We start from the raw sequence: 26,126 nt of genomic DNA, 5'->3' as shown, positions 1-26,126 counted from the left end.
GGGCTCCGTCACGACGACGGAGCCCGGCGGCCCGGAGCTACGGCTGCTTCGAGGTATCGCCGGGGATGTCCACCAGCTCCACGTCGAAGATGAGGACGGCGTTGGGCGGAATGCGCGAGCCCGGAGGCGGGCGCTCTCCGTACGCGGTGCTGCCCGGGCAGGTGAGCTTCGCCTTGCCACCCACCTTCATCTTCGCGACGCCCTGGGTCCAGCAGGGGATGACGCCGTTGAGGGGGAACTCGGCGGGGACGCCGCGCTTCGCCGAGCTGTCGAACACGGTGCCGTCCACCAGCCGGCCCTCGTAGTGCACCTTCACGGTGTCGGTGGGGCGCGGGCCGTGGCCGGTGCCCGCCTGCACCTCGCGGTAGATGACGCCCGAAGGGAGCTTCACGGCCCCGGGCTCCTTCGCGGCGCGCTCCAGCATGGCGGCGCTGGCCTGCGCCTGTCGCGCCTTCGCGAGCGCCTGGATCTTGGGTCCGATCTCCTTCGGGTCCAGCGTGGGCGCGGTGCCGGCGATGCTGTCCGCGATGCCCTTCTGGAGGAGCTGCACCTCCTCGGGTGTCAGCGCGAAGGAGGACAGGTCACGCCCCACGGAGACGCCGAGCGCGTAGATGGTCTTCGCATCCTCGGACTCGGGATTGAACGGCGCGGCCGGGGGCGCCTTGGCTGCGGGCTCGGGCTTCTTCGCGGGCTTGTTGGTTTGCGCGTAGACCGAGGGCGCGCCGAGCGCCAGCACCAGGGCCGACATCCACATCGTTCGCATGCGTTCGCCTTTCATGGGAGCCGCGGACTATAGCCGCGCGGCAATGTTCCGGCGGGGAAGCACAGTGGGCGCATGCCTCGCGGCCTGCTGCGCTGAGCACCGGTCGTTTTCTTGCGACTTCATCGCGCGCCTCTACCCTGAATCTCAGGTTGCTTCACCCCCGAAGCGACCTGTTGCACTCACTGGAGGCGACGGAGCTATGAGCGACAAGCGGAAGGCCCGGCGGGCGCCCCTCGACATCTACCTGAACAAGTACATGGGTGGCGTGCCGTACATGTCGCGGGCCGCGGACATCAGCCAGGAGGGACTGAGCCTCGCTCGCCTGCTCGAGCCGCAGCACGAGGCGAAGCGCGTGGGTCTCCAGTTCCAGCTCCCCGGCTCGGAAGAGATCATCTACGCCGAGGGTGAAGTGGTGCGCGAGTGGGTGGAGGCCTCCACCGCGAAGCGCGAGCGCTCGGGCGTCCGCTTCACGCTCCTCACCGAGCGTCACCGGAAGATGATCGACGCCTACGTCGACCGACACGGCAACGAGCACTGACGCGCCGCGGCGCGCCCCGGAGCGCGCCTTGACTTCATTCGAAGCGGCCCCATTCAATGGCGGATCATTCTGTCCTGTGTCTACCCGCCGGGTCGGGTGAGGACTGGAGGATTTCCGTGAGGCGTTCGCTGTGGGGGATGTTGCTGGCGGTGCCGCTGACGGCGCTCGGCCAGGGCAAGGGAGCGAAGGCCCCGCCACCGGTCGCCGCGGCCGAGGCCGTGAAGCCCGCGAGTACCGCGGCGGAGGCCGCGAAGCTGACGAGCGCCGGCGTCAACTGGGAGGGGCAGGTGCTGCGGGCCACGGGCTCGGGCGCTCCGGACCTGAAGGCGGCCAATCCGGCGCAGGCGCGACTGGGCGCGGAGCGCGCCGCGAAGATGGACGCGTTCCGAAACCTCCTGGAGCAGGCGCGAGGCATCCATCTCAGCGCCAGCCGCACCGTCGCGGACGAGATGGCCCGCGACGAGGTGCGAGGCCGCGTCGAGGGCGCCATCCGCGGCTACAAGGTCGTGGCCAAGCGGTACTTCTCGGACAGCGGCGTGGAGGTGGACGTGGAGGTGCCGCTCGCGGCCATCACCGCGTCGCTGGTGACGTCCGCGCCGGACACCGCGATTGCTCTCAACGCCGGGGGCGCGCAGAAGTACACGGGACTGGTGGTGGACGCGCGGGGCCTGGGCGCGAAGCCCGTGCTGGCGCCTCGGCTGTTGGATGGCAGCGGCAAGGCGCTCTACGGCGCGGCGGCGCTCTCCGACGAGAGCCGCGCCACCGCGGGCGTGGCGGCCTGGTTCGACAGCCTCGAGGCTGCGAAGAAGGCGACGCTGGTGGGCGAGAAGCCGCTGGTGGTGAAGGCCACGGGGCTGAAGGGCTCGGACCTGGTGCTCGCCTCGGATGACGTGAAGGCGCTGGCCGAGGTCAACACACGCTTCCTGGCCGAAGGCCGGGTCGTCATCGTCACCCACTAGCACCGGGGCAAGGACATCGTCGCGAACGTGCGCAAGGCCGTGGTCGACTACTACCTCTCCCAGGCGGAGCAGAACGGTACCCAGATGGTGATGACGGACGTGACGAGCAACACCGTCGGGCTGACACTGGCGCGTTGATGCGAGGAGTCCTGCTGGCAGCGGCGGTGTTGGCGTGCGCGTGTGCGGGGCGCCAGGAGCCCGAGTCCGTGGCGAAGGCGCGCAAGCTCATGGCGAGCGCGGAGGCGCCGAGCGGAAACCTGGCCCTGCGCTGCGAGCCGGTGGACGCGGAGGTGTACCTGGACGGCGTCCTCCAGGGGCTGTGCCGCGACTTCTCGGGCTCGCCAAGGTCGCTGCGGGTGGGCGCGGGGCTGCACCACGTCGAGGTGAAGAAGCAGGGCTTCTGGCCGTACACGACGTACTTCGAGGCCAGCGGGGCCCGGGCGAGGCTGACCATCCAGCTCCGCTCCGTGGCGCCTCCTGGCGGAGGTGCTCCGTGATGCGACGGGACGCGTTGGCTGCGAGGGCACTGGTGGCGGCGCTGCAGCTCCTGCCGGGGCTCGCCGCGGCGGCGGTGAGCCGGGGGGATGGTGGTGGGCGACAAGGCAGGCCCCGTGATGAAGCTGGACACGAAGCGGGCCAACGATGATTTCGGCGCTTTCGTGAAGCGCAATGGCGGCTTGAAGAAGCCGTAGCCCGGACCAGAAGAGGAGAACGCCATCGGACGCCGTCGGAAACCGAGTGCTCGTGCCGGGGTAGCACCCGCCGCATCATCCACGCCCGCGCCCCACACGGGGGCGGCTCCTGGCGCGCATGCCGGGCCGGGTGCTTCATCCAAGCCCGTGCTCCACGCGGTGACGCCCCCTGCTCAGCCTGGAGCCGGTCAGCCGGGTGCCGCATCCACATCGGTGCTCCACGCCGTGGCACACCCCGTCCCGGGAGGAGCCGGGCAGCCGAGCGCTCCACCGTCAGGCGGCGTCCTGCCGCCCATGCCCGAGGTGGGACTCACCGAGGTGGATGCGCGGCGCATCGACCTGTGGTGGTCCGCGGTGATGGTGGGCTCGCTGGGGCTGGTGTTCGCGTTGCTCTCCGTGTTCGGCGGCGTGGCGGTGCCGGTGCTGCTGGCGCTGGCGGGGGCCTACATCTTCAACCCCATGGTGACGGCCCTGGAGAAGCGGGGGCTGGGCCGCACGTGGGGGACGACGCTCGTCTTCGTCGGCGGCACGCTGCTGGCGGCGGGCGCGGTGCTGTACCTCGTCCCGGTGTTCCGCGATGAAGCGGCGAAGCTGCCCGACTTCTTCCGTCGCGGAAGCACGCAGGTGGTGCCGCACATCGAGGCGCTGCTGGGGCGCTCGCTGCCGGACCTCGTGCGGCAGCGCACCGCGGAGCTGGGACAGCAGGCGTCGGACCTGGCGCAGAGCGCGGGCCCCGCGGCGGCGCGAATCCTGGCGAGCTTCGCGGGCAACACGGCGCGCTTCGTGGCCACGCTGCTGGGCCTGTCCGTGGTGCCGGTGCTGGCCTTCTTCTTCCTCCAGGACTACCCGCGGCTGATGGGCATGGTGCGCGACCTGTTGCCCCGCCGCACGGTGGCCCTCGTCGGCCGCCGCTTCGCCGAGGTGGACGAGGTGCTCTCCGCCTTCGTGCGCGGGCAGCTCACGGTGGGCGCGGTGCTGTCGGCCATCTACGCGGTGGGGCTGTCGCTGGCCGGCATCGACATGGCCATCGTCATCGGCGTGATTGCCGGCTTCGGCAACATGGTGCCGTACCTGGGCACGGGCGTGGGCATCCTGCTGTCGCTGGTGGGGCTGATGCTGTCGTGGCAGGGGCCCTGGCAGCTCGCGGCGGTGGCGGGCACCTTCGTCGTGGGGCAGCTGCTGGAGGGGCTGGTCATCACTCCGCGCATCGTCGGCGAGAAGGTGGGCCTGGCGCCGGTGGCGGTCATCATCGCCATCCTCGCCTTCGGCGAGCTGTTCGGTTTCGTGGGCATCCTCCTGGCCGTACCGGTGGCGGCCATCCTCAAGGTGGTGCTGCGCGTGGTGGTGCAGCGCTACCGGCGCACGTCGCTATATACGGGCGAGGCCTCCTCGCAGTGAGCAGGGGAGGCGAGGGGAGCCCGCGGTGACGAAGCTGGAGAAGCTGCACAAGGAAATCGTCGCCTGCACGGCCTGCCCCCGGCTGGTGGAGTGGCGGGAGGAGGTGGCCCGGGTGAAGCGCCGGGCCTGGCGCGACTGGAACTACTGGGGCCGGCCGGTGCCGGGCTTCGGAGACCCGAAGGCGCGGCTGGTCATCGTGGGGCTCGCGCCGGCGGCGCACGGGGCCAACCGGACGGGGCGGATGTTCACCGGAGACCGTTCCGGGGACTTCCTCTTCGCCGGCCTGCACCGCGCGGGGTTCGCCAACCAGCCGACGAGCGAGCATCGGGACGACGGGCTCGCGCTCCAGGACGCCTTCATCGTGGCGGCGGCCCGCTGTGCCCCGCCGGACAACAAGCCGCTGCCCGAGGAGCTGGCCCGGTGCGCGCCGTTCCTGGACCGGGAGATGGCGCTCCTGCCCGCCCGGGTGCTGCTCGCGCTGGGGGCCATCGGGTGGAACGCGGCGCTCGCCTCGCTGGAGCGCTCCGGCGTCCCGGTGGGCCCGCCCCGTCCCGCCTTCGGCCACGGCGCGGAGGTGGCGCTGCCGGGCGGGCGGACGCTCATGGGTTGCTACCACGTCAGCCAGCAGAACACCCAGACGGGGCGTCTCACCCCGGCGATGTTCGACGCGGTGATGGCGCGCGTCCGCGTGCTGCTGGACGGGAAGAGGTGAATTGTCGTCCGTGTTTCCTTGACAGCCGCGGGAGCCCGCTGCTATTCCCGCCCGCGCTTCAACACGACGGGTCGTTAGCTCAGCGGTAGAGCACTACCTTGACACGGTAGGGGTCAGTGGTTCGATCCCACTACGACCCAACACAGTAGAGGTTTCATCCAGCGGGCGGCACGGCTTCTCAAGAGCCTGCCGCCCGCTGTTTTTCCTGAGGTCTCACATGTCCGAAATGATCACGGTGACGCTCCCCGACGGCAGCCAGAAGCAGACCGCCCGGGGCACCTCCATCGCGGACTTCGTGCGTGAGAGCATCGGCGCGGGCCTGGCCAAGGCCGCCCTCTTCGCCCGGGTCAACGGCCAGGACATGGACCTGGCCCGGAAGCTGGAAGAGGACGCGAAGCTCCAGATCTTCACGCCGAAGAGCCCCGAAGCCCTGGAGCTCATCCGCCACGACGCCGCCCACGTGGTGGCCAGCGCCGTGCAGCGCCTCTTCCCCGGCACGCAGGTCACCATCGGCCCGGCGACGGAGGAGGGCTTCTACTACGACTTCTTCCGCGAGAAGCCCTTCACGCCCGAGGACCTCGAGAAGATTGAAGCCGAGGCCAACGCCGAGCTGAAGAAGGACGCACCCTTCGTCCGCACCGAAATCTCCATGGACGAGGCGGTGAAGCTCTTCGAGGACAAGGGCGAGAAGTTCAAGGTGGAGATCGTCAAGGACATCGCCGCCAAGGGCGCCAAGACGCTCACGCTCTACACGCACGGTGACTGGGTGGACTTCTGCCTCGGGCCCCACGCGCCGAGCACCGGGAAGATCGGCGTCATCAAGATCCTCTCGTCCAGCGGCGCCTACTGGCGCGGCGACCACCGCAACCCGATGCTCCAGCGCGTCTACGGCACGGCCTTCTTCGACAAGAAGGCGCTGCAGGAGTACCTGACGCGCATCGAGGAGGCGAAGAAGCGCGACCACCGCAAGCTGGGCAAGGAGCTGGACCTCTTCCACTTCCACCAGTACGCGCCCGGCGCCGCCTTCTGGACGCCGAAGGGCACCGCGCTCTACCAGACGCTGTCCAACTGGATGCGCGACCTCACGGCCGAGGACGGCTACGTGGAGATCAAGACGCCCCTGATGTTCAACAAGGGGCTCTGGGAGACGAGCGGCCACTGGGGCAAGTACAAGGAGAACATGTTCCTCGTCCTGGACAGCGAGTCCGGCGAGCATGACTTCTCCCTCAAGCCGATGAACTGCCCGTCGCACCACCTGTTCTACGGCTTCAAGAAGCACAGCTACAGAGACCTGCCGCTGCGCTTCCACACGCAGGACGTGCTGCACCGCAACGAGGCGGCGGGCTCGCTCGGCGGCCTCACGCGCGTGCGCCAGTTCGCGCAGGACGACGCCCACATCTACTGCATGGAGAGCCAGATCACCGACGAGGTGCGGCGCTTCGTGAAGCTGCTGGACCGCGTCTACAAGGCGGTGGGCCTCACCTACGCGGTGAAGCTGTCCACGCGTCCCGAGCAGCGGCTGGGCGACGACTCGCTGTGGGACCGCGCCGAGGGCGGCCTGAAGGCGGCGCTCGAGTCGCTGGGCCTCGCGTACGAGCTGGCCCCGGGCGACGGCGCCTTCTACGGCCCGAAGATCGACTTCGCGGTGTCGGACAGCATCGGCCGCCGGTGGCAGCTGGGCACCATGCAGCTGGACTACCTGGCCCCGGAGCGCTTCGACCTGACGTACGTGGGCGAGGACAACGCCGAGCACCGCCCCGTGGTGCTCCACCGCGCCATCTTCGGCTCCTTCGAGCGCTTCACCGCCATCCTCATCGAGCACTTCGCCGGCGCGTTCCCGGTGTGGCTCTCCCCGGTGCAGGCGACGCTCGTCACCGTGGCGGACCGGCAGCTCGACTACGCCCGCAAGGTGCGCGACGGCCTGCGCGCCAAGGGCTACCGGGTGGAGTTGGACGAGCGCGGCATGACGCTCAACGCGAAGATTCGCGAGGCCCAGCTCCAGAAGGTGCCCTTCACCCTGGTGGTGGGCGACAACGAGGTGGAGGCCGGGGCGGTGGCTCCGCGCCGGTATGGTGGTGAGGATCTGAAGACCATGAAGCTGGAGGACTTCGAGGCCCTCCTCGCGAAGGAGGCCGCCCTGCCGTAGGTAGGAGCACGCTCCGTGCAGTGTGACACTGGCAGGCTGGGCGGGTCTTGACTCCGCGTCCCACCTGGATATGGTGCCCCACTTTCGGAGGATTCTCCTATCGTTCGCGACCAGAGAACGAATCGTCGAATCCGTGCTCGTGAAGTCCGGGTCGTAGGCTCGGGCGGCGAGCAGCTTGGCGTCTTGCCGATCGAAGCAGCGCTGGAGCGCGCCCAGTCAGAGGGGATGGACCTCGTCGAGGTCAACCCCATGGCGAAGCCGCCGGTCTGCAAGATCATGGACTACGGCAAGTTCAAGTACGAGGAGAAGAAAAAGGCCTCGGAAGCCAAGAAGAAGCAGGTCGTGGTTCACCTCAAGGAGGTGAAGCTCCGCCCGAAGACGGAGGAACACGACTACGAGTTCAAGGTCCGGAACATTCGCCGGTTCCTCGAAGAGGGCAACAAGGCGAAGGTGACCATCATGTTCCGCGGGCGTGAAATCACGCACAAGGAGCTGGGGAGTGGCATCCTCGACGATGTCATCAAGGACCTGAAGGAAGTGGCGGTGGTGGAGCAGGCGCCGCGCATGGAAGGGCGCCAGATGTTCATGATCCTGGCCCCCAACCCGAAGGTGGCGGCGAGGGCGCGCGAGCTGGCCCGGCAGCAGGCCGAGGCGGCGACGAAGAAGGACGAGGGCAAGCCGGCCGGCAAGCCCAACGAGGTGGTGGTGGACGGGGTGAAGCCGGAGGGCGCGAGCCGCCCGGCCGGTGGGCAGGCAGGTGGGGTGGTAGCCACCCAGGTGGTTACCGCCACGGCGGCGACAGCTTCCCCACCCGCCGAGCCGAAATAGTGATAGAGGCTGCCGGCACCTGCTGCGGCCCGGTTTGACAACGCCCGAGGCCGCAGGCTGACGGCACTGAGTGAGGAAGGATCAGGACAATGCCGAAGTTGAAGACCCGCAGCAGCGCGAAGAAGCGCTTCGACGTGAAGAAGAGTGGCAAGGTCAAGCACGGTAAGGCCTACGGCAAGCACCTCTTCACGCACGCCAAGACGCCGAAGCAGAAGCGCGGCAACCGCGGCACTGGCCATCTGCGCGACATGGACGCGAAGAAGGTCATCAAGGAGATGTTCCCCTACGGGGGCTGAAGAGGGTTGGCAGTAAGCGTGGCCTCGTCGGTGCGGCGGTACGCCAATACCCGCGGGGCTTCAAACTACGCAGTCGGGAGTTGAGTCATGCGCGTCAAGAAGGGTTTCAAGGCTCGTCGCCGTCGCAATAGGATTTTGAAGCTGGCCAAGGGCTACCGCGGCCGTCGGAAGAACTGCTACAAGCGCGCCAACCAGGCCGTTGAGCGGGCGCTGGACTACGCCAGCCGCGACCGCATGCAGCGCAAGCGGGACTTCCGCCGTCTGTGGATCGTCCGCATCAACGCGGCCGCTCGCACGGTGGGCCTGTCCTACTCGAAGCTGATCGCCGGCCTGGCGAAGGCCAACATCGGGCTGAACCGCAAGGTTCTCTCCGACATGGCCATCGCGGACCCCGCGGGCTTTGCGGCCGTCGCCAACAGCGCGAAGGCGGCCTGAGACACGCTGGCCCGTGAGGGCCGGCAACAAGACGGAAGGTGGGCGGTGGCTTCGGCCTCCGCTCCTTTCCGGGTGAGTGAACGGGCTGCCTCTTCGGGGCGGCCCTTTTTTTTGCCTCGCGCCTGAGGGCGCACGGGGCGTGGAGGTGGAAGGCCATGCGGGATCGGTTGCTGGCACTGGCGGAGTCCGCGCGACAGGAGATTGGCGTCGCGTCCGAGAAGTCCGCGGTGGAGGCGCTTCGGGTCCGCTACCTGGGCAAGAAGGGTGAGCTGTCCGGAGTGCTGGGCGGCATGGGCAAGCTGCCCCCCGAGGAGCGGCGCGCGCTGGGCGAGGTGGCCAACAGCGTGAAGGCGGAGCTGGAGAAGCTGCTCGCCGAGGCCGTGCAGCGGGTGGAAGAGGCGGAGCTGGCGGCGCAGCTCAAGGGCCCGGGCCTGGACGTGACGCTGCCGGGGCGTACGGTGTCGCCGGGCAGCCGGCACCCGGTGTCCCGGACGATGGAGGACATCGTCCGGACGTTCTCCCGGCTCGGCTTCGACGTGGCCAGCGGCCCGGAAATCGAGCTGGACTACTTCAACTTCGAGGCGCTGAACCTGCCGAAGGACCACCCCGCGCGGGACATGCAGGACACGTTCTACGTGGACGAGGCCTCGCTGGGCCACGCGAAGAAGGCGGACAGCCCGGTGCTGCTGCGCACGCACACGTCGCCGGTGCAGGTGCGGTACATGCTCAACCGCAAGCCGCCCATCCGCGCGGTGATGCCGGGGCGCGTGTACCGGCGCGATTCGGACATCACCCACACGCCCATGTTCCACCAGGTGGAGGGCCTGCTGGTGGACAAGGATGTGACGTTCGCGGAGCTCAAGGGCTCGCTGGACGCCTTCGTGAAGGCGTTCTTCGGCTCGGACACGCGCACGCGCTTCCGCCCGTCCTTCTTCCCCTTCACGGAGCCGTCGGCGGAGGTGGATATCTCCTGCACCTCGTGCGGCGGGAAGGGGTGCCGGGTGTGCAAGCAGACGGGCTGGCTGGAGGTGTTGGGCAGCGGCATGGTGCACCCCAACGTCTTCACGTCGGCGGGGTATGACCCGGGCGAGGTGACGGGCTACGCGTTCGGCATGGGCGTGGAGCGCATCGCCATGCTGCGCTACCGCATCGACGACCTGCGGATGATGTTCGAGAACGACGCGCGCTTCCTCGAGCAGTTCTGAGTCCCGTGGGGGCGCCGTTTGACTCGCGCGCCCCTGTGTTCCGGCCGTTGGGCAAGAGGGTGGACCTGTGAAGATTTCGGTGAAGTGGCTGGGCGATTACGTGGCGCTGCCGCCGTCCGTGGACGAGCTGGCGCGCAAGCTGACCGCCGCGGGCCTGGAGATTGAAGGAATGGAGCGCCCCGCGGAAGGTCTTCGCGGCGTGGTGGTGGCGCAGATCAAGGAGTCCGTGCAGCACCCCAACGCGGACAAGCTGTCCGTCACGCAGGTGGACATCGGCGGGACGGCGCTGCTGCAGGTGGTGTGCGGCGCGAAGAACTACAAGGTCGGCGACAAGGTGCCGCTGGCCACGGTGGGCACGAAGCTGCCCAACGGCGCGGACATCAAGCAGGCGGCGCTGCGCGGCGTGGACAGCTTCGGCATGCTCTGCTCCTCGAAGGAGCTGGGGCTGTCCGAGGAGTCCAGCGGGCTGCTCATCCTGTCGCCCGACGCGAAGGCGGGCACGCCCATCGCCGAGGCGCTGGGGCTGGATGACGTGGTGCTGGAGGTCAACGTCACGCCGAACCGGCCAGACGCGCTGAGCCACCTGGGCGTGGCGCGCGAGGTGGGCGTGGTGACGGGCGCCGCGCTCAAGGTGCCGCAGCCGAAGCCGGCCGAGTCCGGGAAGCCCGCGTCCGAGCACGTGAAGGTGCGCGTGGACTCGTCCGAGCGCTGCCCGCGGTACGTGGCGCGCGTGGTGGAGAACGTCACCATCGGCCCGTCTCCGCAGTGGATGCAGGACCGGCTGAAGGCGGCCGGCGTGCGCGCCATCAACAACGTGGTGGACGTCACGAACTACGTGAACCTGGAGTACGGCCAGCCGCTGCACGCGTTCGACCTGGACAAGCTGGGCGGGCAGGAAATCGTGGTCCGCCTCGCGAAGCAGGGCGAGAAGCTGACGACGCTGGACGGCAAGCAGCGCACGCTGGACGCGGATGACCTGGTCATCGCGGACGCGAAGCAGGCGCAGGCGCTCGCGGGCGTCATGGGTGGCGGCGACAGCGAGGTGACGCCGGTCACGAAGCGGCTGGTGCTGGAGTCGGCGAACTTCCAGGGCTCGGGCGTGCGCAGGACGGCGAAGCGGCACGTGCTGCACACCGAGGCGTCGCACCGCTTCGAGCGCGGCGCGGACCTGGACGCGGTGGTGCCGGCCATCGACCGCGCGGCGCAGCTCATCGCGGAGCTTTCCGGCGGCACGGTGGCCCCGGGGCGCGTGGACGTGTACCCGGCGCCGAAGCCGCCGCGGCGGGTGACGCTGCGCTTCGCGCGGGTGGAGAAGGTGCTGGGCGTGGCGGTGGCGGAGCCCGAGGTGCGGCGCATCCTCGCGGCCCTGGGCTTCAAGGCGGTGGAGGAGGGGACGGGGCAGGTGACGTACGAGGTGCCCCGGGCGCGCGTGGACGTGGAGCGTGAGGAGGACCTGCTGGAGGAGGTCGCCCGCGTCTATGGCTACGACAACATCCCCGCGAAGCTGCCGCGCGGCCTGGCGGAGCTGGCGCCGGAGCCCGCGCACGCGGAGGCCGAGCGCCGCATGCGCCACGCGCTGGCGGGGGCGGGGCTGAGCGAGGTGGTGAACTACTCGTTCGTCGCGCCGAAGAACCTGGAGGTGCTGGGCGTGAAGGAGCAGCCGGTGGCGCTGCTCAACCCGCTGAGCGCGGAGCAGTCGGTGATGCGCACCAGCCTGCTGCCGGGCCTCTTGGAGAACCTGTCGCGCAGCGTGCGTCACCAGGTGGAGTCGGTGGCCATCTACGAGACGGGCCGCGCGTACTTCCGGGATGCGCAGGGCGGCCAGGGCCAGCGCCCCGCGGCGCGCGAGGTGCATCGCGTGGGTGGCCTGGTGTGGGGCCTGCGCGGCGGCGGCCGGAGCTGGACGCAGAAGGACGCGCGCGCGGACTTCTACGACGCGAAGGGCGCGGTGGAGGGGGTGCTGGAGGCGCTGCGCGTGGAGGGCGTCACCTTCTCGCCCGGCGAGCATCCGGCGTACCACCCGAAGGCCAGCGCGCAGGTGAAGACGGCGGACGGCCAGGTGCTGGGCCACGTGGGCGAGCTGCATCCGCGCGTGGTGAAGGCGCTGGGACTGCCAGAGGGCGTGTACGCCTTCGAACTGGACACGGAGCCGCTATACGCGGCCGCGAAGCTGGTGCCCGCGTACCGGCCGCTGCCGCGCTTCCCGGCGGTGCTGCGAGACCTCGCGGTGGTGGTGCCGGTGGAGCTGGCGAACGACGAGGTGCGACGGGTCATCCTGGAGGTGGGCCGGCCGCTCGTGGAGGACGCGCAGGTGTTCGACGTGTACACGGGCAAGCCGATTCCGGAGGGACGGAAGAACCTGGCGTACGCGCTGCGCTACCGCTCGGCCGAGAGGACGCTGACCGACGTGGAGGTGGACGACGCGCACAAGCGCATCGTCGACGAGGTGAAGCGGCGGCTGGGGGCCGAGCTCCGAGCGTGAATTCCTGAATGAAGTCAGAGGGTTGACACGTCTCCGGGAAGGCTGCAACAGTGGCCTCGCGTTCATCGCACCGAGGGCATCCCGAGGAATCGCATGACGAAGGCGGACATCATCGAGGGCGTCTACGAGAAGGTCGGCTTCTCGAAGAAGGAGTCGGCCGAGATCGTGGAGCTCGTGTTCGACACGCTGAAGGAGACGCTGGAGCGGGGGGACAAGATCAAGATCTCCGGCTTCGGCAACTTCCAGGTGCGTCAGAAGAAGGCGCGGGTGGGGCGCAATCCGCAGACCGGGAAGGAGATCGAGATCTCGGCGCGTCGGGTGCTGACCTTCCGTCCGAGCCAGGTGCTGAAGAGCGCGCTGAACGGCGAGGCGGTGCCGGAGAACCACGCGGAGATCGATGCCCGCGAGGAAGCGGCGGCGGACGCGGCGGAGGCCCGGGGCGAGGACTTCGACGAGGAGGGAATGGAGGACGCGGAGGGTTGAGTTTTCCCACGGTGGCCTGCTGCTCTTGCTTGACCTGAGCGTCGCGCGGGGGCATAAGGGCGCACCGTTTCACGGCGGTGGCAGCACACGCAGTATCGGGGCGTAGCGCAGCCTGGTAGCGCACTTGCTTGGGGTGCAAGTGGTCGCAGGTTCAAATCCTGTCGCCCCGACCAACTGAAGGCCCTGGAGTTCTTGGCGAAAGCTGAGGATTCCAGGGCCTTCGACTTTGCGGGCTCGCGGGATCCACGGCCTTCATCTCTTGGAGAGCACGTCCGGAAGTTCGTCCTCGAGCCGACGGATGCGCGGGTGAAGAAGCGCCAGCAGCGTGGCGCCCAGCACCAGCACCCCAGCGAGGATGAGGAGCACTGCGCTTCCTCTCCCCGGTCCCACGCCGATCCATTGCCCCAGACTCGTGCTCCATGCCCCTCCCGTGGCCATCAGGGGCTCGAAGAGCCAATCCACCAGCGGACCGGCCAGCGCATAGGCCAGGGGCGTGGGGCTGCTGGCGACCAGCAGCCGGATGGCGAAGACACGCCCCTGCATGGCTGGATCAACCTTGCTCTGCCACAGAGCCTGGCTGGAGGCATTGGCCAGCGCGGCCCAGAACATGAACGAGAAGGCGGCGAGCTGGATGAACAGCAGGGACGGGCGCGCCCCGGCGAGCACGAGGCTGACACCAAGCATGGCGCCAGAGCCGAGCACCACAAACACCCTGCCGCGCCTCGGGCCGCCCCAGACGCTCATTAGTACGCTGCCACACAGCATCCCCGACCCGGCCAGGGTCAGCGTGAGCCCCAGCGCCGCGGGAGAGGCCACGCTCAACACCATTGGCTGGGCCAGCACCTCCGTAAACGCGGAGCACAGATTGATGAGCGCGAAGTACACCAGCATGCCCACCAGCCCAGGACGCGCGGCGACGTAGTGCCAGCCCTCGAACGCCTCGCGCCACATCGCACCGCGTCCCCCGGCCACCTTCAGTTCCTCGCGCGGCTGGGGAATGCGCACACTCAGCAGCGTGACGAGCGCGATGAGGAAGGTCGTGAAGTCCACCATCATCACGCCCTCGATGCCGATGAGGACGATCAACAGTCCCGCCAGGGGCGGCGCCGCGAGTCGCGCGACGGCTTGTGAGAGCTGCACCATGCCGCTGGCGCGCCCCAGTTGCTCCCGGGGCACCAGCAGTGTGGTGGCCGCGGTGTACGCGGGAATCTGGAAGGTGCTGGCGATGGCGCCCACCATCACCGCCGCGTAGATGTGCCAGACCTCGAGCCTGCCGGCGGACTGCAGCAGGGCAAGACACGCGGTGGCGCTCGCGGCTGCGGTGTCGCTCAACAGCATCACCCGGCGGCGATCCATCCGGTCCGCCAGCAGGCCCGCCAGCGGCGAGAGCACGAGCGGGGGCAGGGCGGCGGACAGCGCTATCAATGCGAACTGCGTGACAGAGCCCGTGCGCTGGTAGACCCAGACGCCCAGCGCGAAGGACGTCAACCTGGAGCCGAGGATGGAGACGAACTGTCCCAGCCAGATGCGCACGAAGCCGCTGAAGGCCGGACCAGAGGCCTCCTCGGACCGGGTCGACAGGCCTCCCTCCACGGGAGAGCCGGCGGCCACGACCGTCCCCTCCGGTTGTTCTCGTTGAGAAATCATGCGGCGCGGAACCGGCTGCGCTCTACTGGCTCAGCTTCCGGCACAGGTCTGCGACGATTCTGAGCGCGTCGCGTTGTGTCTGACCGAGGCTCTGCGCATCGGTGAACTGACCGCAAACGTTCGGCCCCATTGCGTACATGGCCGTCCGGTTCGAGCCTCTGTGGTCCAGGTCGAACGTGCCGCGCGGGATGACCTCTCCCGTCTTCGGGTTCACGTAGATGCCACCGGTGACCAGGTAGGCCTTGTCTCCGCGCTCGATGACGGTCCTCCGCTTGCCGGTCGGGAAGTCGAGGGCCGCCGTCCCGTCACCTCGGAATGCTCGGAGCCCGGGCTGGATGAGCCCGTTGCGCAGCATGGCTTGAATCAGCGGGGAGGGATGCGCCTCGATACTCGAATACTGTCCCGTTGCATCGACCACGTCGGTGAAGTTTATCACGCGAGGATGGCCCCCCTCGTCGGCGTACGAGACGGCCGCGCGCCACACCCGGTCCGTCACGGGATGCAGCTCATAGTTTCGCCCCAGCGCGACGACGTTCAGATGACCCGAGCGCATCATGGCCTCGATCTGGAGCGCGTTGCCCAGCGTCATCGGCAGCATCGTGTTGAAGAACGTCGTCCGGAGCTCCCTTTCGAAATACAGAGCATCCTCGGCGCAGAACCACGGGGAATTCTCGCTCCACAGTTGGATCGCGCTGTCGATGCAGGTCTGCCATTCGCAGACACGCGTGTCCTCGTAGCCGCCAAACGGCTTCCCGGTGGTCATCACGGCGGCGATGTCCCGCCGCAGCATCTCGGCCTTGTCTGCGCGCGCCAGGTGGCGCTGCCAGGCTCCAATGCGGCGACGCACGGGCACGCCGCGTCGCCGACCGGCTGTCACGGACACAGCGCGCTTTCTTCCCGAGGCCTCCGCCAGCTCGTCCCCCAGCAACTCCAGGGTCGTGTCGATGGGAAGGAAGCGCCCGCGCTCCATGCTCTCGAACACCTGCTGGAGCCGCTCCGCATGGAACCAGCGTGGTTGGTACGGCGATGACGGCTCGCGCCCCCAGACCTTCGGCAGTTGTCCGGTGCGCGAGCCCAGGGTGATTTTGAATCCAGTGGGCGCTTCGAAGTGCAGGCGCCCGTCTGCATCGGGCCGGAACCTTCCCGCCTTGACCGCGAGCGACAGGGCCGCGTCGATTCCGTTCAGGTAGGAGCCGAGGATCAGGATGTGCTTGGGGCGTCTCTCGGAGATGGAGTCGCATTCGTCGAAGACCGCCTCCTGCAGCGCCTTCGCCGGCCAGGGCGAACTGTGGACTCCCGGGCGGCCGTCGAGCAGTGCCTCTGGCAGGGCCCGGCTCCTCCAGGCTCGCTGCCCGTAGCCGGTCGCGAGCAATACGACGTCGGCACTCACCGCCGGGGCGGACGCGAGTCCAATCTCCAGGCGCTCGCCCTTCTGATCGATCGTCATCGCCTCCTGACCGACGATCAGGTCGACGGAGATTCCCAGCTCTCGAAGGAACCCCACCGTGCGGTGGAACTGCACCTGCTGCCGCTCTCCGAAGCTCCAGCGGCTCATCCGCGCCGGCAGGCTCGCGAGGTGCTCCTCCAGCGCGTTGCGACGGCTCCAGGCGAGGCCGGTCCCGACTTCCGACTGCCCCTCGATGATGGTGAGGCGGCTCCCGTGCAACGCCTGCACTCCTCGCGCGAGCTGCTCCGTCAGGGCGAACAGGAACCACCTCGCCGACTGTCCGCCGCCCACGATGGCGATATGAGGCGCGGGCTTCATGCGGTCTCCCTTGCGAACTCGGCCATGGTCAGCGCGTGTGTCTCGGGCGAAGGAGGATGGAGCGGTGCAGCTCTGTCGTCATTCATCGTCGGCCCTCGTTTCGCCTTCAGGTCCCGTACCGCGCGTTCCTTCATGTCCTTCCTCCCTGGCTCAGCCATGCATCGAGCGCCGCAGGGGCGGCTCCAGGAGAGAGGTGAGGGCACGCGCGAGCGCTTCGACGTGGGGTGGATGCAGGAGTGAGTAGTGATTGCCAGGCAGCTCGAGGACGTCCACGGGATGGGCGGAGAGCGCGGTCCATCCTCTGTCGCGCTCGACGGTGGATTCGTCCCCGGCGGAGCCGGCGCCGCGCAGGACGGTGAGGGGGCCGGCCCCGGGACGCAGCGTGTGCTGATGGAGGGCTCGCGAATTGGCGGTGAAGACCTCCAGCAGGGGACGCAGTTGCTCCAGGCCGGTCCCCGCGGGCAGCAGCCCGGCCCGCCGCACTTCGGCCAGCAGGGCCTCGGAGGTGTCCAGGGGCGTGTCGGGCATGACGAGCGGAATGCCCGCGGTGCGCGCCAGGTCCGCGGCGAATGAGAGCAGGTGTGCTTCGTCTTCGAGCGGCGTTCCCCGGGCATAGGAGGTGGGGCTGGGCTCGATGAGGGCGAGCACCTCCACCGGCTCGCCCTGTTGCTTCAGCAGGTGGGCCATCTCATAGGCAACGACGGCCCCGAGAGACCAGCCGCCCAGACGATAGGGACCGTGCGGCTGCACGATGCGCACGGCTTGGACATAGAGGGCGGCCATCTCCGGCAGTGACTGGAGCGGCGGCAGCCTGCCATCAAGCCCCCGGGCCTGAAGGCCGTAGAAGGGTTGGTCAGGGCCAAGGCGACGGGACAGCTCGGCATAGCAGAGGACGTTGCCTCCCACGGGGTGGACGCAGAAGAAGGGCGTGCGCGTGCCGTGGGGCTGGATGGGAACGAGCGGCGACCAGGGGCCCTCTCCGGCTCGCACCCTCGCGGCGAGCCGCTCGACGGTGGAGGCCTGGAAGAGCGCGGAAAGGGGAACGGTTCGCCCTGTGCGCTGCTGGAGGTTGGCCACCAACCGCACGGCCAGCAGCGAGTGGCCGCCGAGCTCGAAGAAGTCGCCGTGGATGCCGACAGGGCCCGCACTCAGCAGTTCCTCGAAGACACTCGCCACCACGAGCTCGAGGGAGTCTCGCGGAGGCACGTACTCGCGATGGGGCAGGTGGGTGGCATCCGGCGCGGGCAGTGCCTTCCTGTCCACCTTGCCGTTCGGAGTGAGGGGGAACGCCTCCAGTGGGACGAAGACCGAGGGCAGCATGTACTCGGGCAGGTGTTGCTTGAGGAAGCCGCGCAGCGAGTCCACCTCGAGGGCGTGACCAGGCCCGGCGACGAGATAGGCCACCAGTCGCTTGTCGCCTGGCGCATCCTCTCGGGCCAGCACCACGGCGCCATGCACGGAGGGGTGTTGGAGGAGGGTGGACTCAATCTCACCGAGCTCGATGCGGAAGCCGCGCAGCTTCACCTGCGAGTCGACGCGACCGATGAACTCGAGGTCGCCGCTCGGCAAGTAGCGGACCGCGTCTCCGGTCCGGTACAGGCGCGCTCCTGGCTCGTGGCTGAAGGGATCCGGGATGAAGCGCTCCGCCGTCAGCTCCGGGCGCCCCAAATAACCTCGGGCCACGCCGACGCCGCCGAGGTACAGCTCGCCCTTCACTCCCACTGGTACCGGGCGCAGCGCCGCGTCGAGCACGTATGCGCGGACATTGGACAGCGGGCGGCCGATGGTCGGCATCCCTCCGTTCGCGACACACTCGGTGAGGGTGGCCAGCACCGTGGCCTCGGTGGGGCCATACGAATTGATGAACGTACGCCCGGGAGCCCAGCGGGCCACGACCTCGGGCGGGCAGACCTCGCCTCCGGAGATGACCGTCCGCAGCGCGGGCAGCCCCTCCGCGGGAGTGAGCGCGAGCGCGGCGGGGGTAAGGCTGATGATGGTGATGTCCGCCTCTCGCAGGAACCGCTGCAGGGAGGGTCCCGGCATCAGTTTCGTCATCGGTCCCAGCCACAGGGTGCCGCCAGCGCACAGGGTGGTGAAGATCTCCTCCACCGAGACGTCGAAGCCGAGGTTGGCGAATTGCAGCATCCGACTGCCCGGGCCCACTCGGAAGGCCTTCGCTTCCTGCTCCACCAGATTGCACACGCTCTCGTGCTCCACGAGCGTGCCCTTGGGCCGCCCCGTGGAACCGGACGTGTAGATGACATAGGCGAGTGAGCGGCCGGTCAGCGCGAGTCCGAGGTCCTCTCCACTTTCTCGCGAGAGCGCCTCCGCGTCATCGACCAGGCACACCGCGCGGGCATTCGCTCCGCTTTCCCGCGAGAGCACCTCCACGCCATCAGCCACGCTCGCCGCGCCGGTGCGTGCTCCCGGGAAGCGGTCGCGCAAGGCTCGCTGGGTGAGCAGCACGCGCGCTCCGCTGTCCTCCAGCATGAAGGCGAGCCGCTCGCTCGGCAGCAGCGGGTCGAGGGGCAGATACGCGCCACCTGCCTTCAGCACACCCAGCGCACCCACTACAAGGTCCGGCGAGCGCTCCACGCACAGACCCACCAGCACCTCGGGGCCCACGCCCATCCGGCGCAGGTGACGCGCGAGCTGGTTGGCACGCTGATTCAGTTCCCGGTAGGTGAGCCGCGAGTCCTCGAAGCCCACAGCAAGCGCGTCCGGTGTCCGGCGGGCCTGGGCCTCGTACAAGTGGTGGATGCACGCGTCCACCGGGAACTCGGCCCGGTTGTCGTTCAACTCCACCAGGAGCTGGTGTCGCTCCCGTTCCGTCAGCAGGGACAGCGACGAGAGGGGCGCATCGGGCTGCGTGACCGCTCCCTCCAGCAGGGTGCGCAGGTGGCCCGCCATGCGAGCCACGGTGGATTCCTCGAAGAGGTCGACGCTGTACTCGAACTCACCCGCGAACCCATCGGGCGTCTCGACGAGGTTGAGGCTGAGGTCGAACTTGGCGGAGTCGAGCTCGACGGGCAGCGGTTGGAAGGTGAGACCCGGAAGGTGCAGTGGCTCCAGGGGAGCGTTCTGGAGCGCGAAGAACGCCTGGAAGAGCGGGCTGCGGCCGAGGTCGCGAGAGGGCTGGAGCACCTCCACCAGCTTTTCGAACGGCACGTCCTGGTGGTGGAAGGCGGCGAGGGTGGAGGCGCGCACCTGCGCCAGCAGTTGGCGGAAGGAGGCCTGGGGCTTCGAGTGAATGCGCAGCACCAGGGTGTTGACGAAAAAGCCGATGAGGCCTTCGGTCTCGGCGCGGGTGCGTCCGGCGATGGGCGAGCCGATCGAGATGTCGTCCTGGCCGGAGTAGCGTGACAGCAGGTGCTGGAACACGGCCAGCAGGGCCATGAAGGGAGTCGTGCCTTCCCGTCGCGCGAGGGAGAGGAGAGCCTCGGAGAGGTCTCTGGGCAGGTGCACTGGCAGCGACGCTCCGCGCGGCGACAGGACGGCCGGGCGAGGCCTGTCGGTGGGCAGCTCGAGCACGGAGGCTCCCGCCAGATACTGCTTCCACCAGGTGAGCTGTGCCTCCAGCACCTCGCCTTGCAGCCAGGCTCGCTGCCACAGCGCGTAGTCCGCGTACTGCACGGGCAGGGCTGGCAGGTGCGCTGGGTGGCCCGAGGTGAAGCCCTCGTACAGGGTCTTCACCTCTCGCATCAGCACGCCCATGGACCAGCCGTCGGAGATGATGTGGTGCATCGTCAGCAGGAGCACGTGCTCCTGCTCACCCAACTGGAGCAGGGTGGTGCGCAGCAATGGTCCCGTGGCGAGGTGGAAGGGGCGCAGCGCCTCTTCCCGCGCAAGCCGGAGGGCCTCCGCGTCCCGCTCCTGCGTGGGCAGGTTCCGCAGGTCCACGATGCTCCAGGGGAGGGAGCCCTGCGCACGGATGCGCTGCAGAGGCTGTCCATGTTCCGTGGGGAAGGTGGTGCGCAGGGACTCGTGGCGGGAGACGAGCGCATCGAAGCAGAGGCGGAGGGCGTCGGCGTCCAGGCGTCCCGTCAGGCGCAGCGCGATGGGGATGTTGTAGGTGGCATTGCCGGGCTCCAGCTGGTCGATGAACCACAGGCGTTGCTGCGCGAAGGAGAGCGGGAGTGGCTCCGTCCTCGGTTGGGGCAGGAGAGGAGGCGCCTGGACGCGGGCGGCGGAGTGGAGTCGCTCGGCGAAAGCGGTGAGGGTGGGCGCTTCGAAGAGCGCGCGCAGGGGCAGCTCCACCCCGAGCGTGGAGCGGATGCGGGAGATGAGCTGCGTGGCCAGCAGCGAGTGCCCACCGAGCGCGAAGAAGTCGTCGAGGCCACCAACGCGAGGGACGCGGAGAACCTCCGCCCAGAGGAGGGCCAGCACCTCCTCCATGGGATTGCGCGGAGGAACGTACCCGGAGGAGGGCAGAGAGACCTCCGGTACGGGGAGCGCCCTGCGGTCCACCTTGCCATTGGGAGTGAGCGGGAAGGCCGCCAGCGAGATGAACGCCGAGGGCACCATGTACTCGGGCAGGTGCTGACGCAGGTGGTCCCGCAGTGCCTCGCGCGGTGGCGGAGTCGCCAACGGAGGCGCAGTGACGTAGGCCACCAGCCGCTTGTCACCCGGGCCATGCTCATGCACCAACACCAGCGCGTCACGGACGGCCGGGTGGCGACGCAGGACGGCTTCGATTTCACCTGGCTCGATGCGGAAGCCGCGCAGCTTCACCTGGAAGTCGATGCGGCCCAGGAACTCCAGGGTGCCGTCGGGGCGCCAGCGCACGCGGTCTCCAGTCCGGTAGACGCGTCCCGGGCCCCACCGGTTCGCCACGAACCTCTCCGCTGTCAGCTCCGGTCGACTCCAGTACCCTCGCCCCACACCGTCGCCACCAATCCACAGCTCACCCGCCACTCCCACGGGGACGAGCTCTCCTGCCTCGTCCACGACATACGCCGTCGTATTGGCGATGGGCCGCCCGATGGGGACCGACTCGCCCACCTGCTCCGGACGATCCACCGTGTGGCAGCAGGCGAACGTCGTCGTCTCCGTCGGGCCATACCCGTTGATGAGCCGGCGGCCTCCCACTTCGAGGAACCGCCGCACGTGCCACGGAGAGAGCGCGTCGCCTCCCGCGAGCACCTGACGGACGTGTGACAGGTGTTCCGCGTCCTCCTCGACGAACTGGTGGAAGAGTCCCGCGGTCAGCCACAGGGTCGTCACCCCGCGCTGCTCCACCAGGGTGGCCAGTTGGCTCAGGGTGGGCTCGTACGGTGGATGGACCACGAGCCTCCCGCCGTTCAGCAGGCATCCCCAGATCTCGAACGTCGATGCGTCGAAGGCCATCGGCGCGAGCTGCAGGAACACCTCGTCCGGCCCGAAGTCGGCGTAGCCCGTCCCTCGCACGAGGCGAATCACGTTCCGGTGCTCGATGGCGACGCCCTTGGGCTCCCCCGTCGAGCCAGACGTGTACATCACGTACATCAGGTTGCTGGCGCGCGCGCCGCTCGAGGGATTCGCGACCTCGGGCGCTGCTTCTAGCCACGGGCCGAGCTCCAGCACCGGGCCCAGGCGTTCCGCCACGTCACGGTGCGTGGCGGAGGTCACCACCAGCGCGAGCCGCACGTCCCGGGCGATGAAGCTGAGCCGCTCTGCCGGCTGGCGCGGGTCCAGTGGCACATAGGCACCGCCCGCCTTCAGGATGCCCACCAGCGCCACGATCATCGCCGATGACCGCTCGACACACAGGCCCACGCGCGTCTCGGGCCCCACGCCGCGCTCGCGTAGCGCTTGGGCCACTCGATTCGCGCGGGCATTCAGCTCGCGGTACGTGAGGGACTCGTCCCCGAGCTCCATCGCGACCGCATCGGGGCGGAGCGCCACCTGCTCCTCGAACAGCTCGTGGACACACCGGTCGCGCGGAATGTCGGAGGCCGTCGCGTTCCACTCTTCCAGGATGCGCCGCGCGTCTCCCTCCAGGAGCAGAGTGCGGCACCGCGCGTTGCCGCTCGCGGTGCAGAAGCTCTCCAGGAGCGCCGAGTATTGCCGCCCGATGCGCTCGACCGTGGCGGCATCAAACAGGTCGACGTTGTAGTTGAAGGCTGCCTCGAGTCCCTCGGCCCGCTCGCCCACCTGCAACGTGAGGTCGAACTTGGCCATGCCGTTGTGGACTTCCTGGGGCGTCGCCGTCAGCCCCTCAAGCCGCAACGCATTCGCCCACGCGTTCTGCAGGGTGAACAACACCTGGATGAGCGGGGGACGTCCCGGCTCCCTTCGGGGCGCCAGCTTCTCCACCAGCATCTCGAAGGGAACGTCCTGGTTCGAGAAGGCACCGAGCGCCGTCTCCGTGACCTGCGCGATGAGCTGCGAGACGGTCGGGTTGCCGCTCAGGTCGGCGCGGAGGACTAGCGTGTTCACGAAGAAGCCAATCAATCCCTCCAGCTCACGGTGCGACCGGCCCGCGCTGAGGGCGCCCACCACGATGTCCTCCTGTCCGGTCAGGCGGGACATCAGCAACTGGAACCCCGCGAGCAGCACCATGAACGGCGTTGCCCCTTCACGCTGGGCGAGCCGCTTCACTCCCTCCGCCACCTTCGCCGGAATCATGACGGCGAGCTCGGCTCCGCGGCCGCTCGGCATCGCCGGCCTCGGGCGATCCGTCGGGAGCCGCAGCGCCGAGGGCGCATCGGCGAGCTGCCGGGCCCAGTACGCGAGCTGCTTCTCCAGCGTCCTGCCCGTGAGCCACTCCCGCTGCCAGGCCGCGTAGTCGGCGTACTGGATGGGAAGCTCCGGCAAGACCGTGGAGCGCCCCTGGCGGAGCGCTTCGTAGTGCGCCACGAACTCCCGCATCATCACGCCGGTCGACCAGCCGTCGCTGATGATGTGGTGCATGTTCACCAGCAACACGTGCTCCGACCCGGAGAGCCTGAGGAGCGTGGTCCGCAGCAGCGGCCCCCGCGCGAGGTCGAACGGCCGTCGCGCTTCCTCCTCCGCCAGCCTGCGCGCCTCCTCGTCCCGCTCGGAGGCGTGCAACCCCGAGAGGTCGACCACCGGCATCGGCCAGTGAGCGGGAGCATGGACCCGCTGGAACGCCTCTCCCTCGCGTGCCTCGAACGTGGTGCGAAGCACCTCATGCCGATGCGTGAGGTGCTCGAACGCGCCTCGCAGTGCCTCCACGTCCAATCGCCCCGCGAGGCGCAGCGTGAACGGCATGTTGTAGGTCGGGCTGTTCGGCTCGAGGCGATCCAGGAACCACAGCCTCCGCTGGGCGAACGACACCGGCGTCGGCTCGGAGCCCTGGCGCCGGGGAATGGTGGGAGCCCGCGACTCCTGTCTCACGGTGCCCTCCCCGAGACTTCGAGGTGGGTGGTGACGAGCTCCGGGTCCGCCAGGATGTCCCTCCGGTCGAAGAGGACAGGGCGAAGCTGCTTCTTCGAGAACAGCCGCGTCTGGTCGGCGAACCGGGGCGAGGTGGGGTCCGTCGAGCCGGAGTAGGAGAGGACCGCGCTCGCACGCGGGCCGTCCTTGGCGAACTCCAGGACCATGAGGAAGCTCGAGCCGTTGTTGACGAGGTACCCTTCCGACGTGAGGCCCGAGTTCTCCGACAGCACCTTGCCTCGCTGCGTCCGCGGCAGCAGCGTCGTGTTCACCGCCGAATAGCCAACGATGTTGGTCGCGCCCTCGACTCCGTCGACGCCTCCGTGAATCGGAATTACCTGGTCGCCCTTCCGGGTGAACTGCACATCACCCAGGCGGGCATTCACGGGGATGCCTGCCTCGCGAAGCACGAGGACCGCTTCTCCGATCTTCTGGAGGACGGGGTCGGGTCCCGACGCGGGTGCGGGTACGAGTCCCGACGGCGTCGACAAGGGCCGTCGCGGATCGAACGGCTCCGCGAAGAGCGCACCCTTGTCGTTGAGGTCCGTGCGAGCGAAGCGCGCCAGGAACTCGCGCCAGACGACGGCGCCGGAGCGGTCCAGCTCATCCCGGCCATCCCACGCGGCGAGGGCACGACACGCCTCGGTGATGTCGACCTGGGTGTCCTTGACGCTCACCGTCGTCGTCCCCTGGCAGCGCCGTGCGACTGGAGCGAGGAGCTGCTCCGCGAGCCAGCCGCGGTTGCTCAAGATGGCGCGCTCGAGCTCCGCACGCGTGAAGGTGCCATCGGGGCCGGAGGCGGAGTCCGCGCCGGGCTCTGCGAGGAGCGCGAGATTCATTCGCGTCCGGGTGGAGAGCCGTCCCTGCGGGCTCGCATACACCTCGTACGGGAAGGGGACGTCCTGGAGGAGAGCGGCCGGGTTCGTGAATCGGGCCGAGTCGTTCGCGTTCATCACGAAGTCCGCGCGCGACAGCCGTGGCGCCTTGTCCAACGGCACGAGCCCCCTCGATGGGCCCTCCACACCGACCCATTCGTCGCGGGACGTGCTTCCGTCCAGGAGGATGACCTTCAGGCTCGCGAAGAGCTTGGTGTCCGCGTCCGTCTCGCGCGAGGCGCGGTACGCGGCGAGGGTCTCCTCGCTCAGGTGGGGCACGCGCGAGGCATCCACGTAGCGCGTGCCGCCGTCCGAGCTCGCCATGAGGGTGTTGACCCAGGGGATGCCGCGGACCGTGCGGTCCACCTCGGCGAGCTCGTCCAGGCTCCGTGCCGTGTTCATCCGCAGCCACTGCTCCGCGAACGGGTAGTTGTCCTCGTTCGCGTCCCGCAGCGTGTAGGCCACCGTGTTCGTCCACGGGACCTCGGGCCGCTCCAGCATGGGACCGTAGTGCGAGCGCCAGAAGGTGCGCTTCACCTGGCTCAGGCTTCCATCGGCCTCCAGCACGTCGATGGTGTGCTCCTCGCGCGTCATCCGGCGGACCTGGCCGTCGTAGAGGTACGCGGTGGGGTCACCTTCCACGAGACGCAGCCGGTACACGGTGAAGTGGCTCGACGCCGTCACGGTGTGCGTCCACGCCACGTGACGGTTGAACCCGATGTTGATGACCGGCATCCCGGCCAGGGATGCGCCATACACGTCGAGGCGTCCCGGGATGGTGAGGTGGCTTTCGTAGAAGCGCAGCGCTCCTTCCCACGGGAAGTGGGGGTTGGCGACCAGCATCCCTCCGCCTCCCGTGGACCGCTCGCGGCCGAGCGCCCAGCCGTTGCTCCCCAGGCTGGCCTCGCGGAGGTTCCGTAGCCCGTCATGGGGCAGGGGGCTCCATTGCGCCGTGCTCGCTTCGCCGGGCGGCTGCGCGTTGGCGACGTAGCCGAGCAGGGGCGCCAGGGTGTCCAGCAGCGAGATGTCGAGGTGGTACGCGAGGAGATCCACGCCGGTGATGGGCTTCACCCAACGGGCGCCCGTGCAGGGCGCGGGCAGCCGCTCCGGCGGCGTTCGCTCGATGTAATCGTTGTAGCCAGCGGCGAACCCCTCCACCAGCTCCCGCAGCTCCGGTGACTGCCGGGCATAGGCGGCCTCGGCGCGAGCCCGGAGCGCGAGCCCCCGGTAGGTCAGGTCGCTCTCGACGTTGGCGCCATCCGGCCCTCGACCGAAGTACCGGGCGCGCTCGCCGCGAACCTTGAGGAACTGGTCCGCGAGCGTGCAGACCAGGTCCTCCGCCTGCACATGGCCGATGCCCGCACCGAGGCTCCGGTAGTCACCGGCCGTGATGTGCGGGACGCCATGGGCGGTCCGTTGAATCGTTGCCTTCAGCGGCGCGGGCGGCGGCTCCTCGCGCGTGCATCGGGAGACGGCGGCCGTACCAAGGAGCAGTAGCAGGGAGAGGCGCATGGATGATGAGGGC

At 69.0% G+C, this 26,126-nt stretch carries 17 protein-coding genes and 2 tRNA genes; 14 read left to right on the top strand and 5 right to left on the bottom strand.

The window, feature by feature from the left end; all coding sequences use genetic code 11:
* Positions 1 to 37: 37 nt before the first annotated feature.
* Positions 38 to 763, bottom strand: a complete 726-nt coding sequence (locus ACVTJA_RS28640) for an FKBP-type peptidyl-prolyl cis-trans isomerase (RefSeq protein WP_465824340.1) — start codon at positions 761 to 763, stop codon at positions 38 to 40.
* Between the two features lie 199 nt (positions 764 to 962).
* Here ACVTJA_RS28640 and ACVTJA_RS28635 point away from each other — a divergent pair, with 199 nt between their 5' ends.
* The 14 genes from ACVTJA_RS28635 to ACVTJA_RS28570 all read left to right on the top strand — a co-directional run bounded on the left by ACVTJA_RS28635 (position 963) and on the right by ACVTJA_RS28570 (position 13,110).
* Positions 963 to 1,301 (top strand): PilZ domain-containing protein, encoded by a 339-nt coding sequence (locus ACVTJA_RS28635; RefSeq protein ID WP_465824338.1) that lies wholly within the window; start codon positions 963 to 965, stop codon positions 1,299 to 1,301.
* 116 nt (positions 1,302 to 1,417) lie between these two features.
* Complete coding sequence (locus ACVTJA_RS28630; RefSeq protein WP_465824336.1) at positions 1,418 to 2,260, top strand: LPP20 family lipoprotein; 843 nt, start codon at positions 1,418 to 1,420, stop codon at positions 2,258 to 2,260.
* A gap of 137 nt (positions 2,261 to 2,397) precedes the next feature.
* Complete coding sequence (locus ACVTJA_RS28625; RefSeq protein WP_465824334.1) at positions 2,398 to 2,757, top strand: PEGA domain-containing protein; 360 nt, start codon at positions 2,398 to 2,400, stop codon at positions 2,755 to 2,757.
* A gap of 489 nt (positions 2,758 to 3,246) precedes the next feature.
* Positions 3,247 to 4,350: an AI-2E family transporter gene (locus ACVTJA_RS28620; RefSeq protein WP_465824332.1), complete on the top strand. Its 1,104-nt coding sequence runs from the start codon at positions 3,247 to 3,249 to the stop codon at positions 4,348 to 4,350.
* A 25-nt stretch (positions 4,351 to 4,375) separates the two neighbouring features.
* Complete coding sequence (locus ACVTJA_RS28615) at positions 4,376 to 5,062, top strand: uracil-DNA glycosylase (protein ID WP_465824330.1); 687 nt, start codon at positions 4,376 to 4,378, stop codon at positions 5,060 to 5,062.
* A 68-nt stretch (positions 5,063 to 5,130) separates the two neighbouring features.
* Positions 5,131 to 5,202 (top strand) — tRNA-Val (locus ACVTJA_RS28610).
* Positions 5,203 to 5,279: 77 nt separating this feature from the next.
* Entirely contained in the window at positions 5,280 to 7,208 is a 1,929-nt protein-coding gene (gene thrS, locus ACVTJA_RS28605) for a threonine--tRNA ligase (RefSeq protein ID WP_465824328.1), read from the top strand.
* A 99-nt stretch (positions 7,209 to 7,307) separates the two neighbouring features.
* Positions 7,308 to 8,036 carry a translation initiation factor IF-3 gene (gene infC / locus ACVTJA_RS28600; protein WP_465840530.1) on the top strand — a complete coding sequence of 243 codons (729 nt, stop codon included), beginning with the start codon at positions 7,308 to 7,310 and terminating at the stop codon, positions 8,034 to 8,036.
* A gap of 89 nt (positions 8,037 to 8,125) precedes the next feature.
* Positions 8,126 to 8,332: a 50S ribosomal protein L35 gene (gene rpmI, locus ACVTJA_RS28595; RefSeq protein ID WP_465824327.1), complete on the top strand. Its 207-nt coding sequence runs from the start codon at positions 8,126 to 8,128 to the stop codon at positions 8,330 to 8,332.
* Between the two features lie 87 nt (positions 8,333 to 8,419).
* Positions 8,420 to 8,767 carry a 50S ribosomal protein L20 gene (gene rplT, locus ACVTJA_RS28590; protein ID WP_465824325.1) on the top strand — a complete coding sequence of 116 codons (348 nt, stop codon included), beginning with the start codon at positions 8,420 to 8,422 and terminating at the stop codon, positions 8,765 to 8,767.
* A gap of 155 nt (positions 8,768 to 8,922) precedes the next feature.
* Entirely contained in the window at positions 8,923 to 9,972 is a 1,050-nt protein-coding gene (gene pheS, locus ACVTJA_RS28585; protein WP_465824323.1) for a phenylalanine--tRNA ligase subunit alpha, read from the top strand.
* A gap of 67 nt (positions 9,973 to 10,039) precedes the next feature.
* On the top strand, positions 10,040 to 12,454 hold the full coding sequence (pheT, locus tag ACVTJA_RS28580; protein ID WP_465824321.1) for a phenylalanine--tRNA ligase subunit beta: 2,415 nt from the start codon (positions 10,040 to 10,042) through the stop codon (positions 12,452 to 12,454).
* Positions 12,455 to 12,547: 93 nt separating this feature from the next.
* Positions 12,548 to 12,937: an integration host factor subunit alpha gene (locus ACVTJA_RS28575; protein WP_164002315.1), complete on the top strand. Its 390-nt coding sequence runs from the start codon at positions 12,548 to 12,550 to the stop codon at positions 12,935 to 12,937.
* Positions 12,938 to 13,033: 96 nt separating this feature from the next.
* Positions 13,034 to 13,110 (top strand) — tRNA-Pro (locus ACVTJA_RS28570).
* A gap of 79 nt (positions 13,111 to 13,189) precedes the next feature.
* Here ACVTJA_RS28570 and ACVTJA_RS28565 read toward each other — a convergent pair.
* The 4 genes from ACVTJA_RS28565 to ACVTJA_RS28550 form a co-directional block, all read right to left on the bottom strand.
* Entirely contained in the window at positions 13,190 to 14,548 is a 1,359-nt protein-coding gene (locus ACVTJA_RS28565) for an MFS transporter (protein ID WP_465824319.1), read from the bottom strand.
* Positions 14,549 to 14,606: 58 nt separating this feature from the next.
* Entirely contained in the window at positions 14,607 to 16,349 is a 1,743-nt protein-coding gene (locus tag ACVTJA_RS28560) for an FAD/NAD(P)-binding protein (protein ID WP_465824316.1), read from the bottom strand.
* A gap of 150 nt (positions 16,350 to 16,499) precedes the next feature.
* Positions 16,500 to 23,687, bottom strand: a complete 7,188-nt coding sequence (locus ACVTJA_RS28555; protein ID WP_465824314.1) for an amino acid adenylation domain-containing protein — start codon at positions 23,685 to 23,687, stop codon at positions 16,500 to 16,502.
* A complete protein-coding gene (locus ACVTJA_RS28550) occupies positions 23,684 to 26,113 on the bottom strand; it encodes a penicillin acylase family protein (RefSeq protein ID WP_465824312.1) in 2,430 nt (809 codons plus the stop codon). Before ACVTJA_RS28550 ends, ACVTJA_RS28555 begins: the two co-directional genes overlap by 4 nt.
* Positions 26,114 to 26,126 lie beyond the last annotated feature (13 nt).

The sequence above is a fragment of the Pyxidicoccus sp. M6 genome (genome assembly GCF_055568925.1).
Note: the sequence above shows the minus strand (reverse complement) of the source record. Positions and strands in the feature narration are given on the sequence as shown.